The 21766-nt window shown below is 72.0% G+C and carries 14 protein-coding genes; 8 read left to right on the top strand and 6 right to left on the bottom strand.

Going from position 1 to position 21766, the window contains the following annotated elements; all coding sequences use genetic code 11:
- Nucleotides 1-47: 47 nt before the first annotated feature.
- Entirely contained in the window at nt 48-2072 is a 2025-nt protein-coding gene (locus tag Adu01nite_RS45430) for a S53 family peptidase (RefSeq protein ID WP_203735624.1), read from the top strand.
- Nucleotides 2073-2269: 197 nt separating this feature from the next.
- Entirely contained in the window at nt 2270-2740 is a 471-nt protein-coding gene (locus tag Adu01nite_RS45435; RefSeq protein WP_203735625.1) for an SRPBCC family protein, read from the top strand.
- Between the two features lie 669 nt (nt 2741-3409).
- Here Adu01nite_RS45435 and Adu01nite_RS45440 read toward each other — a convergent pair.
- Complete coding sequence (locus tag Adu01nite_RS45440; protein ID WP_203735626.1) at nt 3410-3856, bottom strand: Hsp20/alpha crystallin family protein; 447 nt, start codon at nt 3854-3856, stop codon at nt 3410-3412.
- Nucleotides 3857-3984: 128 nt separating this feature from the next.
- Between Adu01nite_RS45440 and Adu01nite_RS45445 the strand changes: the two genes are divergently transcribed.
- Entirely contained in the window at nt 3985-4491 is a 507-nt protein-coding gene (locus Adu01nite_RS45445) for a hypothetical protein (protein ID WP_203735627.1), read from the top strand.
- Here the strand turns inward: Adu01nite_RS45445 and Adu01nite_RS45450 are convergent.
- The 3 genes from Adu01nite_RS45450 to Adu01nite_RS45460 all read right to left on the bottom strand — a co-directional run bounded on the left by Adu01nite_RS45450 (nt 4430) and on the right by Adu01nite_RS45460 (nt 8084).
- A complete protein-coding gene (locus Adu01nite_RS45450) occupies nt 4430-6487 on the bottom strand; it encodes a hypothetical protein (RefSeq protein ID WP_203735628.1) in 2058 nt (685 codons plus the stop codon). The genes Adu01nite_RS45445 and Adu01nite_RS45450 overlap by 62 nt on opposite strands.
- Before the next feature lie 3 nt (nt 6488-6490).
- On the bottom strand, nt 6491-7105 hold the full coding sequence (locus Adu01nite_RS45455) for a TetR/AcrR family transcriptional regulator (protein ID WP_203735629.1): 615 nt from the start codon (nt 7103-7105) through the stop codon (nt 6491-6493).
- Between the two features lie 223 nt (nt 7106-7328).
- Nucleotides 7329-8084: a thioesterase II family protein gene (locus Adu01nite_RS45460; protein ID WP_203735630.1), complete on the bottom strand. Its 756-nt coding sequence runs from the start codon at nt 8082-8084 to the stop codon at nt 7329-7331.
- A 174-nt stretch (nt 8085-8258) separates the two neighbouring features.
- On the opposite strand from Adu01nite_RS45460, the gene Adu01nite_RS45465 reads away from it, so the two are divergent.
- From Adu01nite_RS45465 to Adu01nite_RS45480, 4 genes are read left to right on the top strand one after another with little or no spacing between them, the layout of a single operon-like run.
- On the top strand, nt 8259-9398 hold the full coding sequence (locus tag Adu01nite_RS45465; protein WP_203735631.1) for an acyl-CoA dehydrogenase family protein: 1140 nt from the start codon (nt 8259-8261) through the stop codon (nt 9396-9398).
- Nucleotides 9399-9422: 24 nt separating this feature from the next.
- On the top strand, nt 9423-10469 hold the full coding sequence (locus Adu01nite_RS45470) for a ketoacyl-ACP synthase III family protein (RefSeq protein ID WP_203735632.1): 1047 nt from the start codon (nt 9423-9425) through the stop codon (nt 10467-10469).
- A complete protein-coding gene (locus Adu01nite_RS45475; RefSeq protein ID WP_203735633.1) occupies nt 10454-11962 on the top strand; it encodes an amino acid adenylation domain-containing protein in 1509 nt (502 codons plus the stop codon). The genes Adu01nite_RS45470 and Adu01nite_RS45475 overlap by 16 nt, the downstream gene beginning before the upstream one ends.
- Complete coding sequence (locus tag Adu01nite_RS45480) at nt 11959-12237, top strand: acyl carrier protein (RefSeq protein WP_203735634.1); 279 nt, start codon at nt 11959-11961, stop codon at nt 12235-12237. Before Adu01nite_RS45475 ends, Adu01nite_RS45480 begins: the two co-directional genes overlap by 4 nt.
- 45 nt (nt 12238-12282) lie before the next feature.
- On the opposite strand, the gene Adu01nite_RS45485 is transcribed toward Adu01nite_RS45480, so the two are convergent.
- Entirely contained in the window at nt 12283-12771 is a 489-nt protein-coding gene (locus tag Adu01nite_RS45485; RefSeq protein WP_203735635.1) for a nuclear transport factor 2 family protein, read from the bottom strand.
- Nucleotides 12758-13234, bottom strand: a complete 477-nt coding sequence (locus Adu01nite_RS45490; protein ID WP_203735636.1) for a nuclear transport factor 2 family protein — start codon at nt 13232-13234, stop codon at nt 12758-12760. Before Adu01nite_RS45490 ends, Adu01nite_RS45485 begins: the two co-directional genes overlap by 14 nt.
- 290 nt (nt 13235-13524) lie before the next feature.
- Here Adu01nite_RS45490 and Adu01nite_RS45495 point away from each other — a divergent pair.
- The coding region (locus Adu01nite_RS45495) for a type I polyketide synthase (protein ID WP_203735637.1) at nt 13525-21766 on the top strand (8242 nt) is incomplete at its 3' end.

A 21766-nucleotide genomic window follows, 5' to 3' on the forward strand; every position in this document is an offset into this window, starting at 1 on the left:
TCGTCACGGCCGGGCCACAGATGACCAACGGCAGGCGTCATAGGAGCATGACTTCGAAACAGCTGTGGCGCGGACTGCTCGTCAGCCTCGCGGCCACCGCCCTGATGGGATCGGCAGGTGTCGCGTTTGCCGGTACGCCAACCGAGGGGCGCGTCATCCTGCCCTCCCCGGTGAGCGAACCGCCGACCGGCGAGTCCATGACGGCCGATCCGAGCACCGAGCTGCACATGCGCGTGTTCCTCGCCGGCCGGGACGGCGCCGGGCGCGTCCGCACCGCGTTGGCCGTCTCCGATCCGGACAGTCCCCTCTATGCCGACTTCCTGACCCCGGCGCAGTACCGGCTCCGCTTCGGAGCCACCCAGGAGCAGGCCGCTCAGGTGCGGGACTGGCTCACCGGCCAGGGCATGACCGTCACCGTCAGCACCGAGCACTACCTGGCGGTGGATGCCACGGTGGGGCAGGCGGCGACCGCGTTCGGCACCGAGTTCCGGGCCTACCACATGGGGACAGGCAAGGAGTCCTACTGGCAGATCGTGCCGGTCGGTGACGTGTCGGTGCCGGCCGGCATCGGCCGGGCCGTCGCCGCCGTCAACGGCCTGACCGCCTTCGCCTGGGGTGCGTCGGCACCGAGGTCGGACAGCCGGTCGACCGGCAGCCGGCAGGCGCTGGAGGTCCCGCCGGCGCAGTCGGCCCGGACCGCGGCCGTTGGAGACGACACGTACCCGTGTTCGCACTACTGGGGCGAACACCGGGTGAGCATTCCCATGGCGTACGGCCGGACCGCCGCACCCACGGAGATTTGCGGGTACACGCCCACCCAGATGCGCCAGGCCTATGGCGTGCAGGGCAGCCCGTACACGGGAAAGGGCGCGAGTGTGGCGATCGTGCTGGACGGACGCTCGCCCACCATGGAGGCCGACGCGAACAGGTTCTTCGCGGCGCACGGGGTCGCCGGGTTCAAACCGGGTCAGTACACCGAGAACCTTCCGCCCGATTTTGACTGCTCGGAGTGGCCTGACGGTGACAACCCGGAGGAGGCGCTGGACGTGGAGACCGTGCACATGATCGCGCCGGACGCCGAGGTCGTGTTCGTGAGCGCCGGTTGTGCCTACGGCGAGTACGACTTCCTCGACGCGCACACCCGCGTGGTTGACGACCACCTGGCCGACGTGGTCAGCAACTCGTGGCCGGGCATCGAGTCGGACACCTCACCCGCCATGATCACCGCCTGGGAGCTGATCCTGCAGCAGGGCGCGATCGAGGGGATCGGGATGAACTTCGCTTCCGGCGACTACGGCGACGGCAGCGACGACAGCCTTGGTAAGGCCAAGGTGCCGTTCCCTACCTCCGACCCGTGGGCTACCGGTGTCGGTGGCACGAGCCTGGCGATCGGGGCCGGCGGCAAGGTACTGGGCGAATGGGGCTGGGGTGACACGGTCACGGCGATCACCGATTCCGGGTACGCGGTGACCCCGCCGGGCACGTTCCTGATGGGTTCCGGCGGCGGGCTCAGCACGAAGATCGCCCAGCCGGCCTATCAGCGCGGCGTGGTTCCGGAAACGCTGGCTACTGCGGGCGGCACGGTCCCGGCGCGCCGGGTGGTGCCGGACGTGTCCGCCGATGCCGGGGCGTTCTGGCTGGTCGGCTACACCGCGCCGGGTGAGCCTGCGCCGGTCGAGCCGGGCGATCCCGGCCCGTCCGACACCGACCCCGCTCCCGGTCCGCCGGTCTACGCCGAGCGGCCGGTGGGCGGTGGCACGAGTGGGTCGTCGCCGTTGCTGGCCGCGCTCGAGGCGGACGCGAAGCAGGCCACCGGCCATGCTCTCGGCTTCGTCAACCCCGCCCTGTATCGACTGGCCGGCACCCGCGCTGTACACGACATCCTCCCGGTGAATCCGCACGACCCGCCGATCACGGCGGGCATCAAGTACTGCACCGGTGACGCCGACGCGGAACCGTGCCTGACCACGCTCGGCGCGAACCTGGGCCTCACCGTGACCCCCGGCTTCGACGACGTGACCGGCATCGGAACCCCGACCAATTCCTTCATCACGGCGTTCCGCCGCTTCTGACCGACCGTGGGCCGGGGGAGAGACGCCCGCCCGGCCCACGTCGGCCGACTGCCATGGCTGCGGCTCGTCGCCACAATCCGGCCGCACCAGTCGGACGGATTCCAGTGGCTTTGCCGCGCCCTGAGGAGAGGATGAGTGTTCTCGTGGGGTTGGTGCGAGATGATCGTCTGCAGGCTAGCCGGCAAAGGGAGTCGACGATGGCGCGTTTCACGGTCGTGCAAGAGGTCGGCGCACCGGCTGGCGTTGTCTGGGCTGCTCTGGTCGACTGGCCGCGGCATGGCCGGTGGGCGCCGCTGACCGTGGTGCGTACCGTGACGCCACGCCCGGACGGTGTCGGTGCCAAGTTCGTGGCGCGTACGGGGGTAGGCCCGCTGGCCTTCGACGACCCGATGACGGTGACGCTGTGGCAGCGGCCGACCGGTGACGGTTCCGCCGATGAGCCGGGGCGGTGCGAGGTGGCCAAATCAGGTCGTGTGGTGCACGGCCGGGCCTGGTTCTCGGTGCAGCCGTTGCCAGGTTCCCGAAGCCGGGTGGTGTGGGACGAGGACGTGACGGTGTCCCCGCGCCGGATCATGCGCTTCGCCGGCCCTCTGCTGTCGGCCGCGGGCCGGCTGGGTTTCACGGCAACGTTGCGCGCGTTCGCCAAGGACGTTGAGCAGGGCCGGTAGCCCCTTACGACAGAGGGTGCCGGTAGTGGGGGAGGACCATGGCCAGTTGCCGGCTGAGGTAGCGGCCGGGCAGATCAGCCAGCACGGTGCGGGCTGGGTCTGGGGCAGCGGCCAAGGGCGGGTGACCGTCCGCTTCGAAGGCCCAAGCACACCACCCGGCCCCGTGCTCACCTTCGCGGTCGACGACCCGGCGCTGCACCCCGCCGAACCTCCCGACTGGAGCATGCCTCCCCCGAGCACGGCGGCCGCTCGTGCTGCGGTGCTGCCCGGCTGGCGGACGCATGCGGTGGGCCACGAAAGTGGGCTTGTCGTTGTGCCGCCCTCCCGGGGCCGGTGTGGTGAACCGGTCCCGGGAGGGCGGGCGGTGGAGGAGGGTGTGGGGTCGGGGTGCGGGCCGCCGGTTATGGATCTTCGGGTGCCGGCGGGGCTGCGGATGGGGCGGGTGGCGTCGGGGCGTGGGCGGCTGGTTGAAGCCGGCGGCGATGAGCGCCTCGAACTCGGCGCGGACCAGGTCGGGGTCGTTGCTGATGAGTTCGGCGAACGCTTCGTCGAAGCCGTGGTCCCATTCCGGGGACAAGGCTGTGCCCGCGCGTGCCACAAGGTTGCTGGTCATGCCGATCACCACGTGCCGCATCCATTCTTGCTGCCGGCCTGGGCGAACCGCCCAGGTCAGCCGGTAATCACCTTCTGCTCGGACTGCTGCGCGCCGGTCACGGCGATCTTGCGGGGCTTGGCGCTCTCCGCGATCGGGATGCGCAGTATCAGCACACCGTTGTCGTAGGCGGCGTCGATGTGCTCGGTGTCCAGGGCGTCGCCGAGGAACAGTTGCCGGGAGAACACTCCGAGAGGGCGCTCGTTGAGCTGCGTGGTGGCTTGCTCGCCCAGGTTGATCGGGCGGCGTTCGGCCCGCACGGTCAGCACGTCGCGTTCCACGTCGATGTCGATCGCGTCGGCGTCGACCCCCGGCAGGTCGAACGCGATCACGAACTCCTCGCCGTTGCGGAACGCGTCGGCCGGCATCGCCGTCGGACGTGACCAGGTCCCGGTCGCAGGAACCCCGAAAAGCTGCTGGGTGAGCCGGTTGACCTCGGTGAAGGGCTCGCTGCGCATCAACATATTCCCACCTCCTGCGGTCTCGTTCTGGCAGTCAATGCGCGATACCGTCTTTCTAACACGTCATCGCCACGATGACAAGCACTTCGTCATCGGAAGGATGACGGATGCGGGAGACGAAAGGGCGAGACATGCCTGACGACGACGCCGCCTCCGGCGCGAACCCGCCGCCGGCGGGCCGGGACCTGGCCGCGGTCGTCACGGCGCTCGCCGCCACCGCGCACGCCGTACGGCACCCCAGCGCCGCGGTGCCTGCGGTGAGCACCGCCGCACTGCTCGAAACGCTGGTTCTGTTGCGGTGGGCGCAGACCGAGCCGGCCGGCCTCGAGCCGGTCCTGATCGCGGCCGCCCGCACGGCCGGGGTCTCCTGGCAAGCCCTCGCGCCCGTGCTCGGGGTGGCCAGCCGTCAAGCCGCCGAACGCCGTTACCTGCGCGGCACCGTCGGCCCCACGCCACATTCGGGCGCCACTCGCGACGACCACGTCCAAGCCGTCCGTGACCAGCGCGCCGCCGACCGCGCCGTCGCGGCCTGGGCCAACGACAACACCGCATTCCCGGTTCACGGTAACGATGCGTTCAGCGTTGCCAGGCGATCGATTTCTCCCACATCCGCACGTACGCCTCGGCTCCGCTCATGAACTCACGCTTGAGTTCGGCGCCGTCGGAGCCGGCGTACCGGAGCACGTCCGTGATCCAGTCGGCGTAGAGGCCGTACTGGGCGACCCCGTCGGTGTTCAGATCCCAGGTGCGCTGACCGAATACCTGTTTGCCGAACACCGCGCCGTTCGGCGCCGTGAACGGGTATGCGAGCGGCTTGGTCCCCGCATCGAGCCGGGCGCCCGGCTGTTCGGCCAAGCCGTTGACGTCCGACCCGAGGCCGTACGTAGTCAGCACGCTCGGGTCGGCGGCCGCGCGGTTGGCACGCCATTCGGAGAGGAAGTCAGGCAGGTCGTTGCCGGCGTCCGACGCCGAGTAGGCGTAGCCGGCGACGAAACCACCGTCCTTGGCGACCCGGGCCGTCATCGATCGGTCCGACCAGCTGTGTACCGCGGCCAGGCCGTTGTAGCCGGCCTTCTCGGCCATGTCGAGCACGGCCCCGGCGGTCTTGACCCCCATGTGGTCGATGTGGATGATCATGCCGCGGTCCATCATCCGGTTGATCAGGTACGCGCCGAGGGTGGTGAGGCCACGGGTGTTGCAGATCTTGCCGGTCGGATAGACCGGCACCACCGTGCCCGGCGGCAGCCCGGTGACCGAGGTGAGCAGCGCGGCGATGGCATCGCTGGTGATCGGCTGCTCGTTGTCGGACGGGCCGTCGCAGCTGGTCGCCGTCCACCAGTGCCCGGTGCTGAGAAGGTTGCCGACGTTGACGGCCGCGCCGGTCGTGCCCGAGTCGAAGCGGGTGCCGCCGAACGCGTTGTCGAACTTGTGCACCGGGTAGATGCCGCTCACGCCGATCGCCTGGAGCTCGTCGAGACCGGTGTCGATGTCGGCCTCGTCGCACTGCGCCACGCCGTTGATCTCCCGGCAACCGAACAGCTCGGAGTTCTCCACGCCGATGGTCACGGCGAGTTTGCCCTGCGCGGCGATCGTGCGGACCTGCTCCGGGGTGGTCGCGATCCGGAACCAGCCCTTGCCGGGGCCGCCGTTCTGCGCGTCGATGTAGTCCTGCATCTCGTACAGCAGGGCTGCCTGAGCCCGGATCTGCTCCATCTCGTCGCAGCTGGTGACCCGGGTCGGATACAGCTCGCAGATGACCCGGTTGGCGACCAGCAGGGTGTTGAACACTCGCAACCCGCTCTGCCAGGCTCGCTGAATGCCGACGTAGTAGGACTGCTCGTGCAGCATGCTCGTGGTGGTCGGCCAGTCGGTGAAGGTCGGCCAACCGTCGTCCCCGCCGAACAGATCCGTGCCGCCGATGACCGCCTCGAACAGGGCCCCGGCCCCGGCCGCGTGCGAGGGGCAGCCGGCCAGCGCCACCTGGATGCCGCCCTCGGCGAACGGATCGCCACACATCAACTCGCCGCCGAAGCCCGCCTTGGCGACCGGGTGTGCGTGGGCGTCGATGAAGCCGTTGAGCGTGCCGTCGTTGTTCACGGCGGGCGCGGTCGCCGCGCTCACCAACCCGGTACCCGCCTCGTACGGCTGGTAGCAGCCGGCCGCGGGGACCAGCGTGAACGAGGCGTCGGAGGTGGTGAGCTGCCCGGAGACGCTGCCGATCAGCTGGCCGGTGAGCGTCGACCGCATCCGGTATCCGGCCGGGCCCAGCGCGATCGTCCAGTCGGCGCGATCGCCGTAGGACGTGCCGGCCCACACGTACGAGAGGGTGCTCAGATAGAGGATGCCGCCGGTGGTGTCGTACAGGCGGTAGCGGCCGAGCTGGGTGGCCTCGAACGAGATCGGCTCGGCGGTGTCGCTCGTGCCGCGGGTCCCGTAACCGACGCTCGCCTTCTGGATGTAGTTGGCGGAGCCGGCGGTCGTACCGGTCGTGGTCACGCGCAGCTGGTAACACCCGCCGTCGAGATCGACCGCGGACGTCTCGGTGCCGGCCGCGCCGGCGCTGAGCGGTGCGATGACGAGGGCGAGGAGGGTGGTTATGGCGAGCGCCGCAGCGCCCTGGGTTCGGATTCGCATGGTTCAGCTCCAGGTGGGGGATGAGGCGGGCCGGGCGTGGGCGGCGAAGGCCACGGCGACGAAGGCCGCGGTGCGCCGGGCGGCGGCGGTGTCGTGGTCGGCGAGCCAGCCGATGGTGATGCCGTCGACGACGGCGATCAGGGTGCGCGCGAGTTCGTCGAGCGGAGACGCCCACCGGGTCCCGGTGAGGACGGCCGCGTACTGCAGCAGCCCCGCGGCGGTCTCGAAGTAGGTCTGCCACTGGCTGCGCATCAGACCGTCCGCGCTCTGGCGCCGGGCGAACAGCCCGAGTTCCAGCAGGGCGAGTTCCCGCTCCGGCTCGGCAACCAGAAGATCGATGTACGCGTTCAGGCCGCTGAGGATCGCCGCCTCGACGGAGGTCGCGTCGATCGAGGCGGCCTCGGCCACCAACCGTTCGTCGTCCGTCACCGTCTCGATTACGGCGCGCATGAGTTCGTCGTGGCTGCCGAAGATGTAGTGAAAGGCGCCGAGCGGCATATCGGCCTCAGCAACGACCGCCCGTGTGGTCGCCTTGGCGACACCGCTGCGAGCGATCACCCGGATGGCGGCAGCGACAAGTTCGTCCCGGCGTTGCCCGGGCGGAATCCGGCGAATCATCGGTACCTTCCGCCTCGAGCCACGGCTGGGTTGGACAAGTGACCAACTCAGTATGTGGAGGCGCCCTGACCCCGCCAGCCGGAAATCGAAGTAGTTATATAGATGAGACTCACTGCCTGCGTCGAGGCAGCCGCAGCAGGCCGGATGACACGCCCGCCGCCTGAGCGACGTCGCGCACGCCACGCCGGTGACGCGGCGAACGTAAGCGGCGGAGGGCGGTGGGTCAGCGCGCGTTCAGGTGGGAGAGCACCGTCGCGGTGACGTTGGAGCGCTCGGCGTCGAGGTAGAAGTGGCCGCCCGGGAAGACATGCAGGGCGAACTGGCCGGTGGTGTGCCGACGCCAGCCGTCGGTCTCCTCGACGGTCGTGCGTGGGTCGGCGTCACCGGTCAGCGCCACGATCGGGGTGCGCACGGAGGCGCCGTCGTCCGGCTCGTACGTCTCGATCGCTCGGTAGTCGGCGCGCAGCGCCGGGAGGATCATCTGCAGGAGTTCCTCGTCGTCGATCAGCCGATCGTCGGTGCCGTTGAGCCGGCGCAGCTCGGCGAGCAGTTCCTTGTCGCCGCCCTGGTGGACCGTCTCGTGCCGGACGGCCGAGGGCGCCCGGCGGCCGGAGACGAACAGGATCTGCACCGGGGACTCCGCCTGCTGCTCCAGACGGCGCGTCACCTCGAAGGCGAGCACGGCACCCATGCTGTGGCCGAAGAACGCCAGCGGCTGTCCCACATGCGGCCGCAACGCCGCCGCGATGCCGTCGGCCAGCTCGCCGACGGTCTGTGCGCAGGGCTCACCGCGCCGGTCCTGGCGCCCGGGGTACTGCACCGCGAGGGCCTCGACCGTCGGGCCCAGGCCGGCGGACAACGGGAAGTAGTAGCTGGCCGACCCGCCGGCATGCGGGAAGCACACCAGGCGGACCGACGCCGTCGGCGAAGCGTGGTAAAGCCGGATCCAGACGTCTGCCGCGGTCTGTGCTTGAGGCACGCCACACACTCCTTCCAGAGGCTGCTGAGCCTGCACGCTAACCGCAGGCCGGTCCCGGGAATACCCCTATCGGCCGAGGCCGGGGCTAGGGGCTGACGCTCGGCCGTCGGCTACATAACCTGGCTGCGATCCCGCCACTCACGGGCGTGCCGCGATCCCGAAAGGCATTGCCGGATGAATTTCGACCTCACCGCCGCCCAGCGGGGGCGTTACGACGACGTGCTCGCCGCGACCAGGGAGCGGCTGGGGCAGTCGCCCGCCGCACCGGAGCAGCACTTCACCCGGGAGCGGTGGCAGACCGCCGCGGAGATCGGCCTGACCGGGCTGTGCCTGCCGGCCGAATACGGCGGTGGTGGCCTGGGCGCCCTGGACACAGCGCTGTGCCTGGAAGCGTTCGGGCGGGGATGCCCCGACACCGGGCTGGTGTTCGGGGTGGCCGCGCACCTGCTGGCGTGTGCCGTGCCGGTCCGCGACTTCGCCACCGCCGAGGTCCGCGAGCGGGTGCTCGCCGGGATGGCGAGCGGCGCGGTGATCGCTGCGAACGCGATGACCGAGCCCGAGGCGGGCTCGGACGTGGGGCGGCTCGGGACGGTCGCGCAACGCAAGGACGGCGACTTCATCCTGTACGGCGAGAAGTCCTTCGCCAGCAATGCGCCCATGGCCGACGTCTTCGTCACGTACGCGGTCACCGATCCGGCCGCGTCGTTCCTGGGTAACAGTGCCTTCCTGGTCGACCGCGAGCTGGCGGGTGTCGAGGTCGGCCCGGCCTTCGTCAAGATGGGGCTGGGTGGATGCCCGGCCGGGCGGGTGCGGTTCAACCAGTGCGTGGTTCCCGCGACGCACCTGGTGGGCGCCGAGGGGCAGGGCGGCGCGGTGTTCCAGCACTCCATGGGCTGGGAACGGGCCTGCCTGTTCGCCATCTACGTAGGACTGATGGACGAGCAACTGGACCGGTGCGTCGCGCATGCCGGCGGGCGGCGGCAGTTCGGCCGGCGGCTGGGCGAGTTCCAGGCGGTCTCGCACCGGATCGCGGCCATGAAACAGCGGCTGGAAGCGGCCCGGCTGCTGCTCTATCGGGCCTGCTGGCTGCTGGACGAGGGCCGGGACCACACGCTGGCCGCCGCCCTGTCCAAGGTGGCGGTCTCCGAGGCCGCGGTGGCGAACGGGCTGGACGCGGTGCAGGTGTTCGGCGGCGCCGGCTATCTGTCGGAGACCGGCATCGAGCGACAGCTGCGCGATGCCGTCCCCAGCGCGATCTTCTCCGGCACCAACGACATCCAGCGGGAAGTCATCGCTCGGGAGATCGGCCTCTGAGGCCGCAGACGACGGAGGGTGCGCATGCGCGTCAACGATGTCTATATGAACGGGATCGGCGTCTTCCGGCCCGAGGTCATGCCCGTCGAGTCGGCGGTCGAGCAGGGACTGTTCCCCGCCGGCGAGGTGGCCACGCGCGGGCTCACCGGAGCGGCGGTCGCCGGTGATCTGCCGGCCCCGGACATGGCCGTGCGGGCCGCCGAGGACGCCCTCAAGGACAGCGGGCTGGCCACCAGTGATCTTGCCGCGCTGTTCTACGCCTGCGTCTGGCACCAGGGCCCGGACGGCTGGGATCCGCAGCACTACCTGCAGCGGGAGCTGATCGGCGACGGGCCACTGACGGTCGGCATCCGGGAGGGATGCAACGGCATGCTGATCGGCCTGGATCTGGCCGTCGGCATGCTGCGCGCCGACGAGGCGCACACCGCGGCGATGGTGGTCGCGAGCGACAACTTCGGCAGCCCGCTGATCGACCGGTGGAGCCAGGGCGCGGGCTTCACCGTGCTCGGCGACGGGGCGAGCGCGATGGTGCTCAGCAAGCGCGCCGGGTTCGCCCAGGTGCTGTCGAGCTGCACGGCCACCTTCTCGATGATGGAGGAGGCGCATCGGGCGGGGGAGGAGTTGTTCCCGCCGAGTGCGACCCTGGGCCGGGAGCTGAACTTCGGCGCGCGCGCCGAGGCGTACAAGCAGAAGGTCATCGCCGAAGGCCTGGGGTCGAGCATTCTGCTGGGTCACCAGCAGCGCAATCTGCAGTGCCTGGAGCAGTCACTGGCCGAGGCGGAGCTGACGGCCGCCGACATCACCAGGGTGGTGACGCACAACCTCGCTCGCGCGGACGTCACGGCGTACCTGAAGACCCTGGGCTTCGCGCTGGAGCAGTCGACGTGGGACTTCGGTAGCGGCACCGGCCACATGGGAGCCAGCGACTATCTCGTCTCGCTGCACCATCTGCTCTCCAGCGGTCAGCTACAGCCGGGTGACAACGTGCTGTTCTGCGGGTTCTCGCCCGGCATCACCTACAAGTCAACGGTGATCCGGATCCTGGAAGTGCCGGCGTGGGCGCACCGATGAGCCTGCACGAGCTGGTCATCGCGGCCGCGCGGCGCGATCCGGAGGCGCTCGCCGTGGACGGACCGGCCGGCCGGCTGCGGTACGGCGAGCTCGACCGGCAGGCCGACGTGCTGGCGCACCGGCTCGCCGCCGCCGGAGTGGGCCCGGGCGACCGGGTCATCGTCTGGGGTGGCAAGACGCCCGCGATCATCGTGGCCATGCAGGCCGTCCTGCGGCTCGGTGCGGCCTACGTCCCGGCCAACGCGAACACACCACCGGGCCGGACGGCCCTGATGGCCCGAAACTGCGCCGCCCGCGCGGTCTGTGCCGCCGGCGACTTGTTCGGCCGGCTGGCCGACGACCTCGGGCCTGGCACCGCTCGGGTGAATCTCGACGAGCCGCTGGACGCCGGCGATCCCCCGGAGCCGGTAGACCATCCGGTCGCGCCCGACGACCTCGCCTACGTCCTCTACACCTCGGGTTCGACCGGCACGCCCAAGGGCGTGTGCATCACGCACCGCAACGCCCGCGCCTTCGTCGACTGGACCGTCGCCGAGCTGGCGGCCACCCCGGCGGATCGGTTCGCCAACCACGCGTCGTTCACCTTCGACCTGTCGGTGCTGGATCTCTATGCGGCGTTCGCCGTCGGCGCGACGGTCTGCCCGATTCCCGCCGAACTCGCGTACGCGCCGCATGAGCTGGTCGCTCTGCTGCACGACGAGCGGATCACCGTCTGGTACTCGGTTCCGTCCGCGCTGGTCCTGATGATGCGCGACGGCGGCCTGCTCAATACCCCCGCGCCGGATCATCTGCGCGCGGTGCTGTTCGCCGGCGAGCCGATGCCCATCGCGTACGTGCGGAAGCTGGCCGCCTGGACCCGCGCCCGGCTGCTGAACCTCTACGGCCCGACCGAGACCAACGTCTGCACGTTCCATGAGGTCGTCCCGGGCGACCTGCGACGCGACCGCCCGGTGCCGATCGGGCGCGCCACCTGTGGAGACAAGGTCTGGGCGGCTCGCATCGACGGTGCGGTGGCCGGACCGGGCGAGGAGGGGGAGCTGATGGTCGACGGCCCCACCGTCATGCACGGCTACTGGGGTCGGCCGCCGCAGCGTGGCTCCTACCCGACCGGCGACGTGGTGCGAGTGCTCGCGGACGGGTCGTTCGACTATGTCGGACGCAACGACCACATGGTGAAGGTCCGTGGCTACCGGGTCGAGCTGGGCGAGGTCGAGACCGTGCTCGGCAGCCACCCGGACGTCGCCCAGGTCGCGGTCGTCACCGCCGGGGAGGGGCTCGACCAGCGGCTGATCGCCTTCGTGGTGCCGGCGCCGGGCAGCACGGCCGGTGTGATCGCGCTCAAGGCGCACAGCAGCCGGCGTCTCGCCCCCTACATGATTCCCGACGAGGTGCATTTCCGGGCCGAGCTGCCCAGGACGGCCAACGGCAAGGTCGACCGCAGCGCCCTCGTGGGTACCACCAACAGCCAAGTCCCTGAGGAGAGAACACCGTGACACAGCCCTTGTCGCAGGAACAGGTCACCGCGAACCTCATCGCCTTCGTCCGGGAGCGGTTCCTCTCCGGCGACCCGCAAGGGGAGCTGACCGAGACCACGCCGCTGCTGGAATGGGGCATTCTCAACTCGCTCAACACCGCCACCCTGATCGGATACGTACGGGAGGAACTGGGCACCGCGATCCCGCTGTCCAAGGTGACCGCGACGACGTTCCGGGATGTCCGCAGCATCAGCGCGATGCTGTACGAGGCCGGCGAAGCAGCGAGCGCCTGACGGTGCGGCCGGTGGACGCCAGGGGGTATCGCCGGCCCATCTTCCCTAGCGGTCCGCGGCGGACATGCGCGGTGGCACGGCGTCCTCGAGCACGGTGATGTCGGACCTGCCCCAGAACACCCGGACATGCTGCAGGAGCTGCTCGGGGCCGACCCGCATGACGCTGACCAGGCGGAATCGCAGCCGGGCAGCCTCCGGACGCCGCGGCGCCGCGATCAGGCCCGCGGCCGCGAGCCCGGCGCCCATCGGCAGGTAGTCCAGGGTCGCCGTGACCGGCAGCGCGACGTGCCGGCCGTCCTGCGCAGCTGCCGGCACCCCCGGAACCTCGTGCACCCGCGCGGCGATGGCCGTGGCCAGGTGTGTGCGCAACGCGGCCCGCCCGTGGACGGGCGTCCAGCCGACCGGATCTTCGAACCGCACGTCCGGGGCGAACAGCTGGAGGACGCCGTCGACGTCCCCGGAGTTCATCAACCGGCAGTAATCCAGCGCCAGCCGCTTGCGCGTTGCCGCGTCGACCAGCTCACCCGCGGGCATCCGTCGCCTCCATCGGTACGTCGAAGCGGTCGGCGACGGTGATCTCGTCCGTTCCCCAGTACGACTGCATCTCATCGATCAGTCCGTCCGCGCCGACCGCGATCACCATCACGTAGTCGATGCGCAGCACCTTCCCGTGGTCGCCGGCCGGGGCTTCCGGAAGGCCGAGGGCGGTCGTCAGCGGGTTGCCACGGATGTACGGCAGCACGCCGACCACCGGCACGGCCGCATGCCGGCCGTCCAGCGTCGCGACCGGGTCGCCCGGCAACTCGCGCACGCCCGTGGCGATCGCACCGGTAGCGTGCGCCCGCATCGCCTCGTGACCCTGCCGCACACCGGAGCCGACCGGGTCCTCGAAGCGGACGTCCGGCGAATACAGCCGCAGCAACCCGTCGAGATCGCGGGCGTTGATCCGCCGGCAGTGCTCGAGCGCCAGGGCCTTGACGGTCGCTTCGTCGGGCACCGGTCATCCCCTTCTCCGTGCGTCCGGTCGTCGGGTCCGGACCCATTGTCACCGGGATCGGCGATGCCCAGTACCCCTAGGGAAGGGCCTCGCCCCGTGATCGCCGGTTAGGGGTTGGCACCGTCCGGGCCGCTCGACAGGGTCGTAGTAAGGAGCCCGGGTCGGCGCTGTTCGCGGGGGATGGCCGGGCGCTCCGCAGTGGCGCATCCTGCCCACTTGCCAGCCCGGTGCGGTTTTCGCCGGCTGGTGTCACCTACAGCGTCGGCGACTGGAGTGAGGATTTGGGCGCCGTGTCGGCACATGTGACACCGGAAAGCTCGGGGCTCGATGGTGCGGCCGGGGGTGGGCCGGAGGAGCCGGTTGCCATCGTCGGGCTCGCCTGCCGCCTGCCGGGCGCGGCCGACCCGGCCGCGCTGTGGTCGCTGCTGTGCGGCGGCGGCGACGCGGTCACCGACGTGCCCGCCGACCGCTGGGACACCAGCGGCCTGCCGGTGGAGACCACCCGCGGCGGTTTCCTCGACCAGGTGGACCAGTTCGATTCCGCCTTCTTCGGGATCTCGCCGCGCGAGGCCGCGGTCATGGACCCGCAGCAACGCCTGATGCTGGAGCTGTCCTGGGAAGCCCTGGAGGACGCGGCGATCGTGCCGTCGGCCCTCGACGGCCGGCCGGTGAGCGTCTACCTCGGCGCCATCGCCGACGACTACGCACGCCTGTTGCAGAGCTACGGACGCGCCGGCATCACCCAGCACTCGTCGACCGGCATCAACCGCGGCATCATCGCCAACCGCATCTCCTACGCGCTCGGCCTGACCGGACCGAGCCTCACCGTTGACGCGGCCCAGGCATCGTCCCTGGTCGCGGTGCAACTGGCCTGCGAGAGCCTGCGGCGCGGGGAGTCCGCGATCGCCCTCGCCGGCGGCGTCAACCTGATGATCGTCCCGTCCGCCTCGCTGGTCGTCGCGGAATTCGGCGCGCTGTCGCCGGACGGGCGCTGCTACACCTTCGACGCTCGGGCCAACGGCTACGTCCGCGGCGAAGGCGGCGCCGTGGTCGTGCTGAAACCGCTGTCGGCGGCCCTCGCCGACGGCGACCCCGTCTACTGCGTCATTCGCGGCGGTGCGGTCAACAACGACGGCGCCGGCGACAGCCTCACCACGCCGAGCCAGGCGGGGCAGGAGGAGGTGCTGCGCCGGGCGTACGCGCAGGCCGGCGTCGACCCGCCGGCGGTGCAGTACGTCGAACTGCACGGCACCGGGACCCGGCGCGGTGACCCGGTCGAGGCGGCCGCTCTGGGTGCGGTGCTGGGCCGCCCCGGAAGCGCCGCACCGTTGCAGGTCGGGTCGGTGAAGACCAACATCGGCCACCTGGAGGGCGCGTCCGGCATCGCCGGGCTGGTCAAGGTCGCCCTGTCCCTGCGCCACCGCCGGCTGCCGGCGAGCCTGAACTTCGCCACCCCCCACCCGGACATCCCGTTCGACGCGCTCGGGCTGCGGGTGCGGGTGGAGACCGGGCCTTGGCCCGACCCCGAGCGAGCGCTGCTGGCCGGGGTGAGCTCGTTCGGGATGGGCGGCACCAACTGCCACCTGGTGCTCGCCGAGTCGCCCGGCGAGCACCGGGCGACCTTCCCGGACGCCGGAACGAAGCCCCAGGTGCTGCCGTTCGTCGTCGCCGCCCGCACCGCGGAGGCGGTACCGGCCCAGGCCGCCCGGCTGCGAGCCTGGCTGGACAACGAAACGCCGCACCTGTCCGACCTGGCGCACGCCTTGGCCACCACCCGCTCCGCGTTCGAGTACCGTGCGGCGGTCCTCGCCACCGACCGGGCGGAACTGGCCGCCGGGCTGGACTCCCTGGCCGCCGGCGGCCCGGCCGCCGGGACCGTCCGCGGCAGCGTCCTGGACGGCGGCACCGCGTTCCTGTTCACCGGCCAGGGCAGCCAGCGGCTGGGTCTGGGCCAGGAGCTCTACCCGGCGTACGACGGGTACGCCGCCGCTTTTGACGCCGCCTGCGCCGAGCTCGACCGCCACCTGCCACGGCCGTTACGCGACGTCCTCTGGGGATCCGACCCGACGCTGCTGGACAGCACCGGCTGGGCGCAGCCGGCTCTCTTCGCCGTCGAGGTCGCCCTGTACCGGCTGGTCGAGTCGTGGGGGATCCGCCCCGATTACCTCCTCGGCCATTCGATCGGGGAGCTGGCCGCGGCTCACGTGTCCGGCGTGCTGACGCTGCCCGACGCCGCCGCGCTCGTCGCCGCCCGCGGCCGGCTCATGCAGTCGCTGCCGGCCGGCGGCGCGATGGTGGCCGTCGAGGCGAGTGAGGCGGAGGTCGTCGAGCGGTTGGCCGGGCTCGCCGATCGGGTGTCGCTGGCCGCCGTGAACGGTCCGGCCGCGGTCGTGCTCTCCGGCGACGAGCCGGCCGTCCTCGAAGAAGCCGCGTACTGGCGGGCGCAGGGCCGGCGGACCCGGCGGCTGCGGGTCAGCCACGCTTTCCACTCGCACCGCATGGAGCCCATGCTGGACGCGTTCGGTGAGGTGGCCGCGGGGCTGACTTACGCGGCGCCGACCGTGCCGATCGTGTCCAACCTGACCGGCGCGATCACCGAGCCCATCACCGCCGATTACTGGGTCCGCCACGTCCGCGAGGCGGTGCGGTTCCACGACGGCGCCCGCGCATTGCATGCGGCAGGCGTGCGTACCTATCTGGAACTGGGCGCCGACGGGGCGCTCTCGGCCATGGCCCGCACCTGCCTGCCGGCCGAGGCGACCGCGTTCGTGCCGACGCTGCGCGACGGCCGCCCCGAGGTGCGGTCCATGATGAGCGCGCTGGCCCGGGCGCACACCCATGGTGTCGGCGTCGACTGGGACGCCCTGTTCACCGGCACCGCGCCGCGCTCGGTCCGGCTGCCCACACACGGATTCGACCGCCGCCGCCACTGGGTCGACGGTACGGCGCAGCCCATCACGACCGCACCCGCCCAGCCCATCACGACCGCACCCGCGGCGCCCGGCACCGGCGGTGACGCGATCACCGACCCGCTCGACCTCGTGCGCTCCCACGTCGCGGACGTCCTCGACTACGACGAGCCGGCGCGGATCGAGGTGCGGCGCGCCTTCAAGGATCTCGGCTTCGACTCGCTCACCGGCCAGGAGTTGCTCGACCGGCTGTCGGCCGCGACCGGGCGGTCGCTGCCCAGCAGCCTGCTCTACGAACACCCGACACCACTGGAACTCGCCCGGCATCTCGCCTCGCCGGCCGGCGACCACGACACGCCGGTCGCGACGACGACGCCCGGTGCGGACGATCCGATCGCCATCGTCGGCATGGCGTGCCGCCTGCCCGGCGGCATCGGCTCGCCCGAACAGCTTTGGCAGTTGCTCGTCGCCCAGGGCGACGCCACCGGTGACTTCCCGGCCGACCGCGGCTGGGACCTGGACGGGCTTTACGACCCCGACCCCGACCGGGCCGGGCGCAGCTACGTCCGCCGCGGCGGCTTCCTCGACGCGGCCGGCTTCGACGCGGCGTTCTTCGGGATCTCTCCCCGCGAGGCGCTGGCCATGGACCCGCAGCAGCGGCTGCTGCTGGAGGTCTCGTGGGAGGTGGTCGAGCGGGCCGGCATCGACCCCGCATCACTGCGTGGCAGCGCCACCGGCGTCTTCGTCGGAACCACCTTTCAGGACTACGGGCCCCGCCTGCACGAGGGTTCCGGCGGCCTCGAAGGCCACCTGCTCACCGGCAGCACGCCGAGCGTCGCCTCCGGCCGGGTGTCGTACGCGCTCGGCCTCGAGGGTCCCGCGGTGACCGTGGACACCGCTTGCTCGTCGTCGCTGGTCGCCCTCCACCTTGCCGCCCACTCGCTGCGTCGCGGGGAATGCACGCTGGCGGTGGCCGGCGGGGCGACGGTGATGGCCACCCCGGGCATGTTCGTGGAGCTGAGCCGGCAACGGGCCCTCGCCCCGGACGGGCGGTCGAAGGCGTTCGCGGACACCGCCGACGGCGCCGGCTGGGCGGAGGGCGTCGGGATGCTGCTGCTGGAGCGGCTGTCGGACGCCCGCCGGCACGGGCACCGCGTGCTCGCGCTGATCCGCGGGTCGGCCACCAACCAGGACGGCGCGAGCAACGGCCTGTCCGCGCCCAGCGGCTCCGCCCAGCGGCGGGTGATCCGTCAGGCCCTGGCCGACGCCGGGCTCGGCCCCGCCGACGTCGACGTGGTGGAGGCGCACGGCACCGGCACCAGGCTGGGCGACCCGGTCGAGGCGCAGGCCCTGCTAGCCACCTACGGCCAGGACCGGCCCGGCGACCGCCCGCTCTGGCTCGGCTCGGTCAAGTCGAACATCGGGCACACCCAGGCCGCCGCCGGTGTCGCCGGTGTGATCAAGATGATGCTGGCGCTGCAGCACGAGATGCTGCCACCGACCCTGCACGTCGATCGTCCCTCGACACGGGTGGACTGGACGGCGGGGCACGTCGCGCTGCTGACCTCGGCACAGTCATGGCCGCGGATCGGTCGTCCGCGCCGGGCCGGCGTGTCCTCGTTCGGCATCAGCGGCACCAACGCCCACCTCATCATCGAGCAGGCCCCCACGGCGTACGAGCCGGAGCCGGGACCCGAGCCGGCTGCGCTGCCCTGGCCGATCGCCGCCCGGACCCCAAAGGCCCTTCGCGCGTACGCGGATCGGGTCGCCGACACCATCGAAACCCGGACCGACCTGCCGCTCGACGCTCTCGCCGGTGCCTTGGCGGGGCGGTCGGCTCTGCCCCATCGCGCTGTGCTGGTGGCAACCGATCGGACCGGGGCCGTCGCCGGGATGCGAGCTCTCGCCGCGGGCGAACCGGTCGGCTCGATGGCCGGCGACGACCGGGTGGTACTGGTCTTCCCCGGGCAGGGCACCCAGTGGCGGGGCATGGCGCTGCAACTGCTCGACAGCAGCCCCGCGTTCGCCGCCGAACTCGCCGTCGTGGCCGACGCCGTGCAGCGGTACGTGCCCTGGTCGGTGACCGACGTCCTGCGCTCCGGCGACGACCTGCAGCGCATCGAGGTGCTGCAACCGGTCCTGTTCGCCTCGATGGTCGCCCTGGCCGGGCTGTGGCGCTCGTACGGGGTGCGGCCCGCCGCGGTCATCGGGCACTCCCAGGGCGAGATCGCCGCGGCCCACATCGCCGGAGCCTTCAGCCTCGACGACGCCGCGCGCCTCGTCGTGCTGCGCTCGGCGCTGTTCGCCCGGCGGCTGGTCGGCCACGGCGCCGTCGCCTCGGTGAACCTGGGCGCCGACGCGGTCGCCGACCGGATCGCCGACCGGCCCGGTCTGGCCGTGGCCGGGATCAACGGACCCTCGGCCACCGCCGTCTGCGGCGATGAGGAGGCCCTGCGGGAGCTGGTCGCCGCCTGCCAGGCCGACGGGGTGCGGGCCAGGGTCATCGGTTCCACGGTGGCCTCGCACGGCAGCCAGGTCGACCCCCTGCACGACGAGATCCTCGACCTGCTCGGCTGGGTGCGGCCGGTCAGCACCGACGTCCCGTTCTACTCCACGGTCACCGGCGGCCTGCTGGACACCGCCGAACTGGACCCGGAGTACTGGTTCGCCAACGCCCGCCGGCCGGTGCTCTTCCAGGCCGCTGTGCAGGCCGCGTTCGGCGCCGGGCACCGGCTGTTCGTCGAGTCGAGCACCCACCCGGTCCTCACCGTCGGCATCGAGGAGACCGCCGAGCAGGCCGGCGTGCCGGTCGTTGCGGTGGGCACGCTGCGACGGGACGACGGTGGTCTCGACCGGTTCCTCACCTCCGTGGGCCAGGTGTTCACCGCTGGCGTGCCGGTGTCCTGGCACCTGCCCACCGGCAACAGCGCCGATCTGCCGGCGTACCCGTTCCAGCACGAGCGGTTCTGGTTGGCGCCGCAGGCTTCCGGTGACGTGACCGCGGTCGGGCTCGCCGTCCCCGGCCACCCGTTGCTGGGGGCCACGGCGAAGCTCGTCGAGGCCGACAGCGTACTGCTGACCGGACGGCTGTCGCTGGCCACCCAGCCGTGGTTGGCCGACCACGGCGCCTTCGACACCGTCCTGCTGCCCGGCGCGGTCCTGGCCGAGCTGGCGGTGCGGGCCGGCGACGAGGTGGGCTGCGCCGGAGTGGAGGAGCTGACGCTCGAAGCGCCGCTGGTCCTGCCCAGGCGAGGCGCGGTGAACGTACAGGTGCTCGTTCAGGCGGCCGATGACACGGGCCGCCGGCCGCTGTCGGTGCACTCGTGCCCGCAGGGCGACGGGGAACCGGCATGGACCCGGCACGCCGGCGGTGTGCTGGTGCCGCCGGCCGCCGGCGGTGGCGAGGCGTGGGCCGGCGCCTGGCCGCCGGCCGGGGCGACTGTCGTGGACACCGGTGACCTCTACGACCGGCTCGACGGCGCGGGCTACCGCTACGGGCCGGCGTTCCGCGGGCTGCGCACGGCCTGGCAACGCGGCGACGAGATCTTCGCCGAGGTGAGCCTGGCGCCGGAGCTACGCGAGGCGGCCGCCGGGTTCGCCCTGCACCCCGCGCTCTGGGACGCCGCACTGCACGCCCTGCGATTGATCGACGGCACCGACGAGGTCCGGCTGCCGTTCGCCTGGGCCGGCGTGTCGCTGTTCGCCTCCGGCGCAACGGCCCTGCGGGTTCGCGTGGCACCGGCCGGCCGGGAAGCGTTGTCGCTGACCATGTGGGACCCGGCCGGCGGGCCGGTCGCCGAGGTGCGGTCGCTGACCTCCCGGCCGATCGGCGGCGACCAGTTGGGTGGCGGTGACGCCGCGGTCCGCGACGCGCTCTTCGGAGTGCGCTGGACGCCGGTGAACACCCGGGACGATGCGCCGGCGCCGGACGACGTCCGCCGCTGCCCCACCGGCCCGCCGCCGGCCGAGGCGACCGCCCGGATGCTCGCCGACCTCAAGGCCGAGCTGGCGCGGACGGACATCCCCGCCTCGCCGGTCGTGATCGTGACCCGCACCGGCGCAGATCTGGCGCACGCCGCGGTGCGGGGCTTGGTGCGGTCGGCGCAGTCGGAATATCCGGGCCGGTTCGTGCTGGTCGACGTGGATGAGGAGGTCGGCGCCTCGGCGTTGGGCGCGGCACTGGCTTCCGGGGAGCCGGAGCTCTCGGTGCGGGACGGTGTGCTGCTCGCGCCACGGCTGGCACGGGCGACCGCGGCGCCACGGCTGTCGCTGAATGCGGATGGCGTGGTGCTGGTGACCGGTGGCACCGGGGCGCTCGGCGGGTTGGTGGCCACCCATCTCGTGACGGCGTACGGCGTGCGGCGGTTGGTGCTGGTGGGCCGGCAGGGTCTCGCCGCCGCCGGGGCGGTCGAGTTGCGTGACGCGCTGACGGCGGCCGGCGCCGAGGTGACCGTGGCGGCGTGTGATGTGGCGGACCGGGATGCGTTGGCGGCGGTGCTGGTGGACGTCCGGGATCTGACCGCGGTCGTGCACTGCGCCGGCGTTCTCGATGACGCGACGCTGCAGGCGCTGACGCCCGAGCGGCTGGCCGCGGTGCTGAGTCCCAAAGTGGACGGTGCTCGCAACCTGCACGAGTTGACCCGCGACCGGGATCTGTCCGCGTTCATCATGTTCTCCTCGGCCACCGGGCTCCGCGGCAGCCCCGGGCAGGCCAATTACGCAGCGGCCAACGCTTTCCTGGACGCGCTCGCCGAGCACCGCCGGGCCTCCGGCCTGCCGGCGGTGTCCCTGGCGTGGGGGTTGTGGGAACAGTCCGGCGGGATGGGCCGTCAGCTCGCCGGCGTCGACACCAGCCGCTCCGGACTGGTCGCCTTGCCGACCGAGTTGGCGCTGGCGCTCTTCGATGCCTGCGCCGGCAGCGACGAGCACATCGTGGTGCCGGCCCGGTGGGATGTCGCGGCGCTGCGGGCCCAAGCCGCGGCCGGCATGCTGCCCCGCCTGCTGTCCGGCCTGGTGACCGCGACCCGGGGCGTCGCTGCGGCGGACGGCCAGGCGGTCTCCGGGCTGGACCAGCAGCTCGCCGGACTCACCGGCCCCGAACGCGACCGGATCCTGGTCGACCTGATCCGCCGCCAGGTCGGGGCCGTGCTCGGCCACGGCGACCCCGACTCGATCGAGGTCTCCCTGCCGTTCAAGGACCTCGGGTTCGACTCGCTGACGTCCGTGGAGCTGCGCAACAGGCTCGGCGCGGTGACCGGGCTGCGACTGCCGGCCACGCTGGTGTTCGACCACCCGACGCCACGTGTCCTGGCCCGATGGCTCGACTCCGAGCTGCCCGGCGCGGGCACACCTCAGCCCGAAGCGGCGCCCCGGGTGGCAGCCCGGGAGGTGGCCGACGAGCCGATCGCCATCGTGGGCATGGCGTGCCGCTACCCGGGCGGGGTGTCCTCACCGGAGGAACTGTGGGAGCTGCTGGTCGGCCGGCAGGACGCGGTCGTGGACTTCCCGGCCGACCGGGGCTGGGACCTGGAGCGGCTGTTCGACCCGGATCCGGATCGGCCCGGCACCAGCCACACCCGGTCCGGGGCGTTCCTGCGCGGGGCGGGTGACTTCGACGCGGGGC

Source organism: Paractinoplanes durhamensis, assembly GCF_016862175.1.
Taxonomy (GTDB): Bacteria; Actinomycetota; Actinomycetes; order Mycobacteriales; family Micromonosporaceae; genus Actinoplanes; species Actinoplanes durhamensis.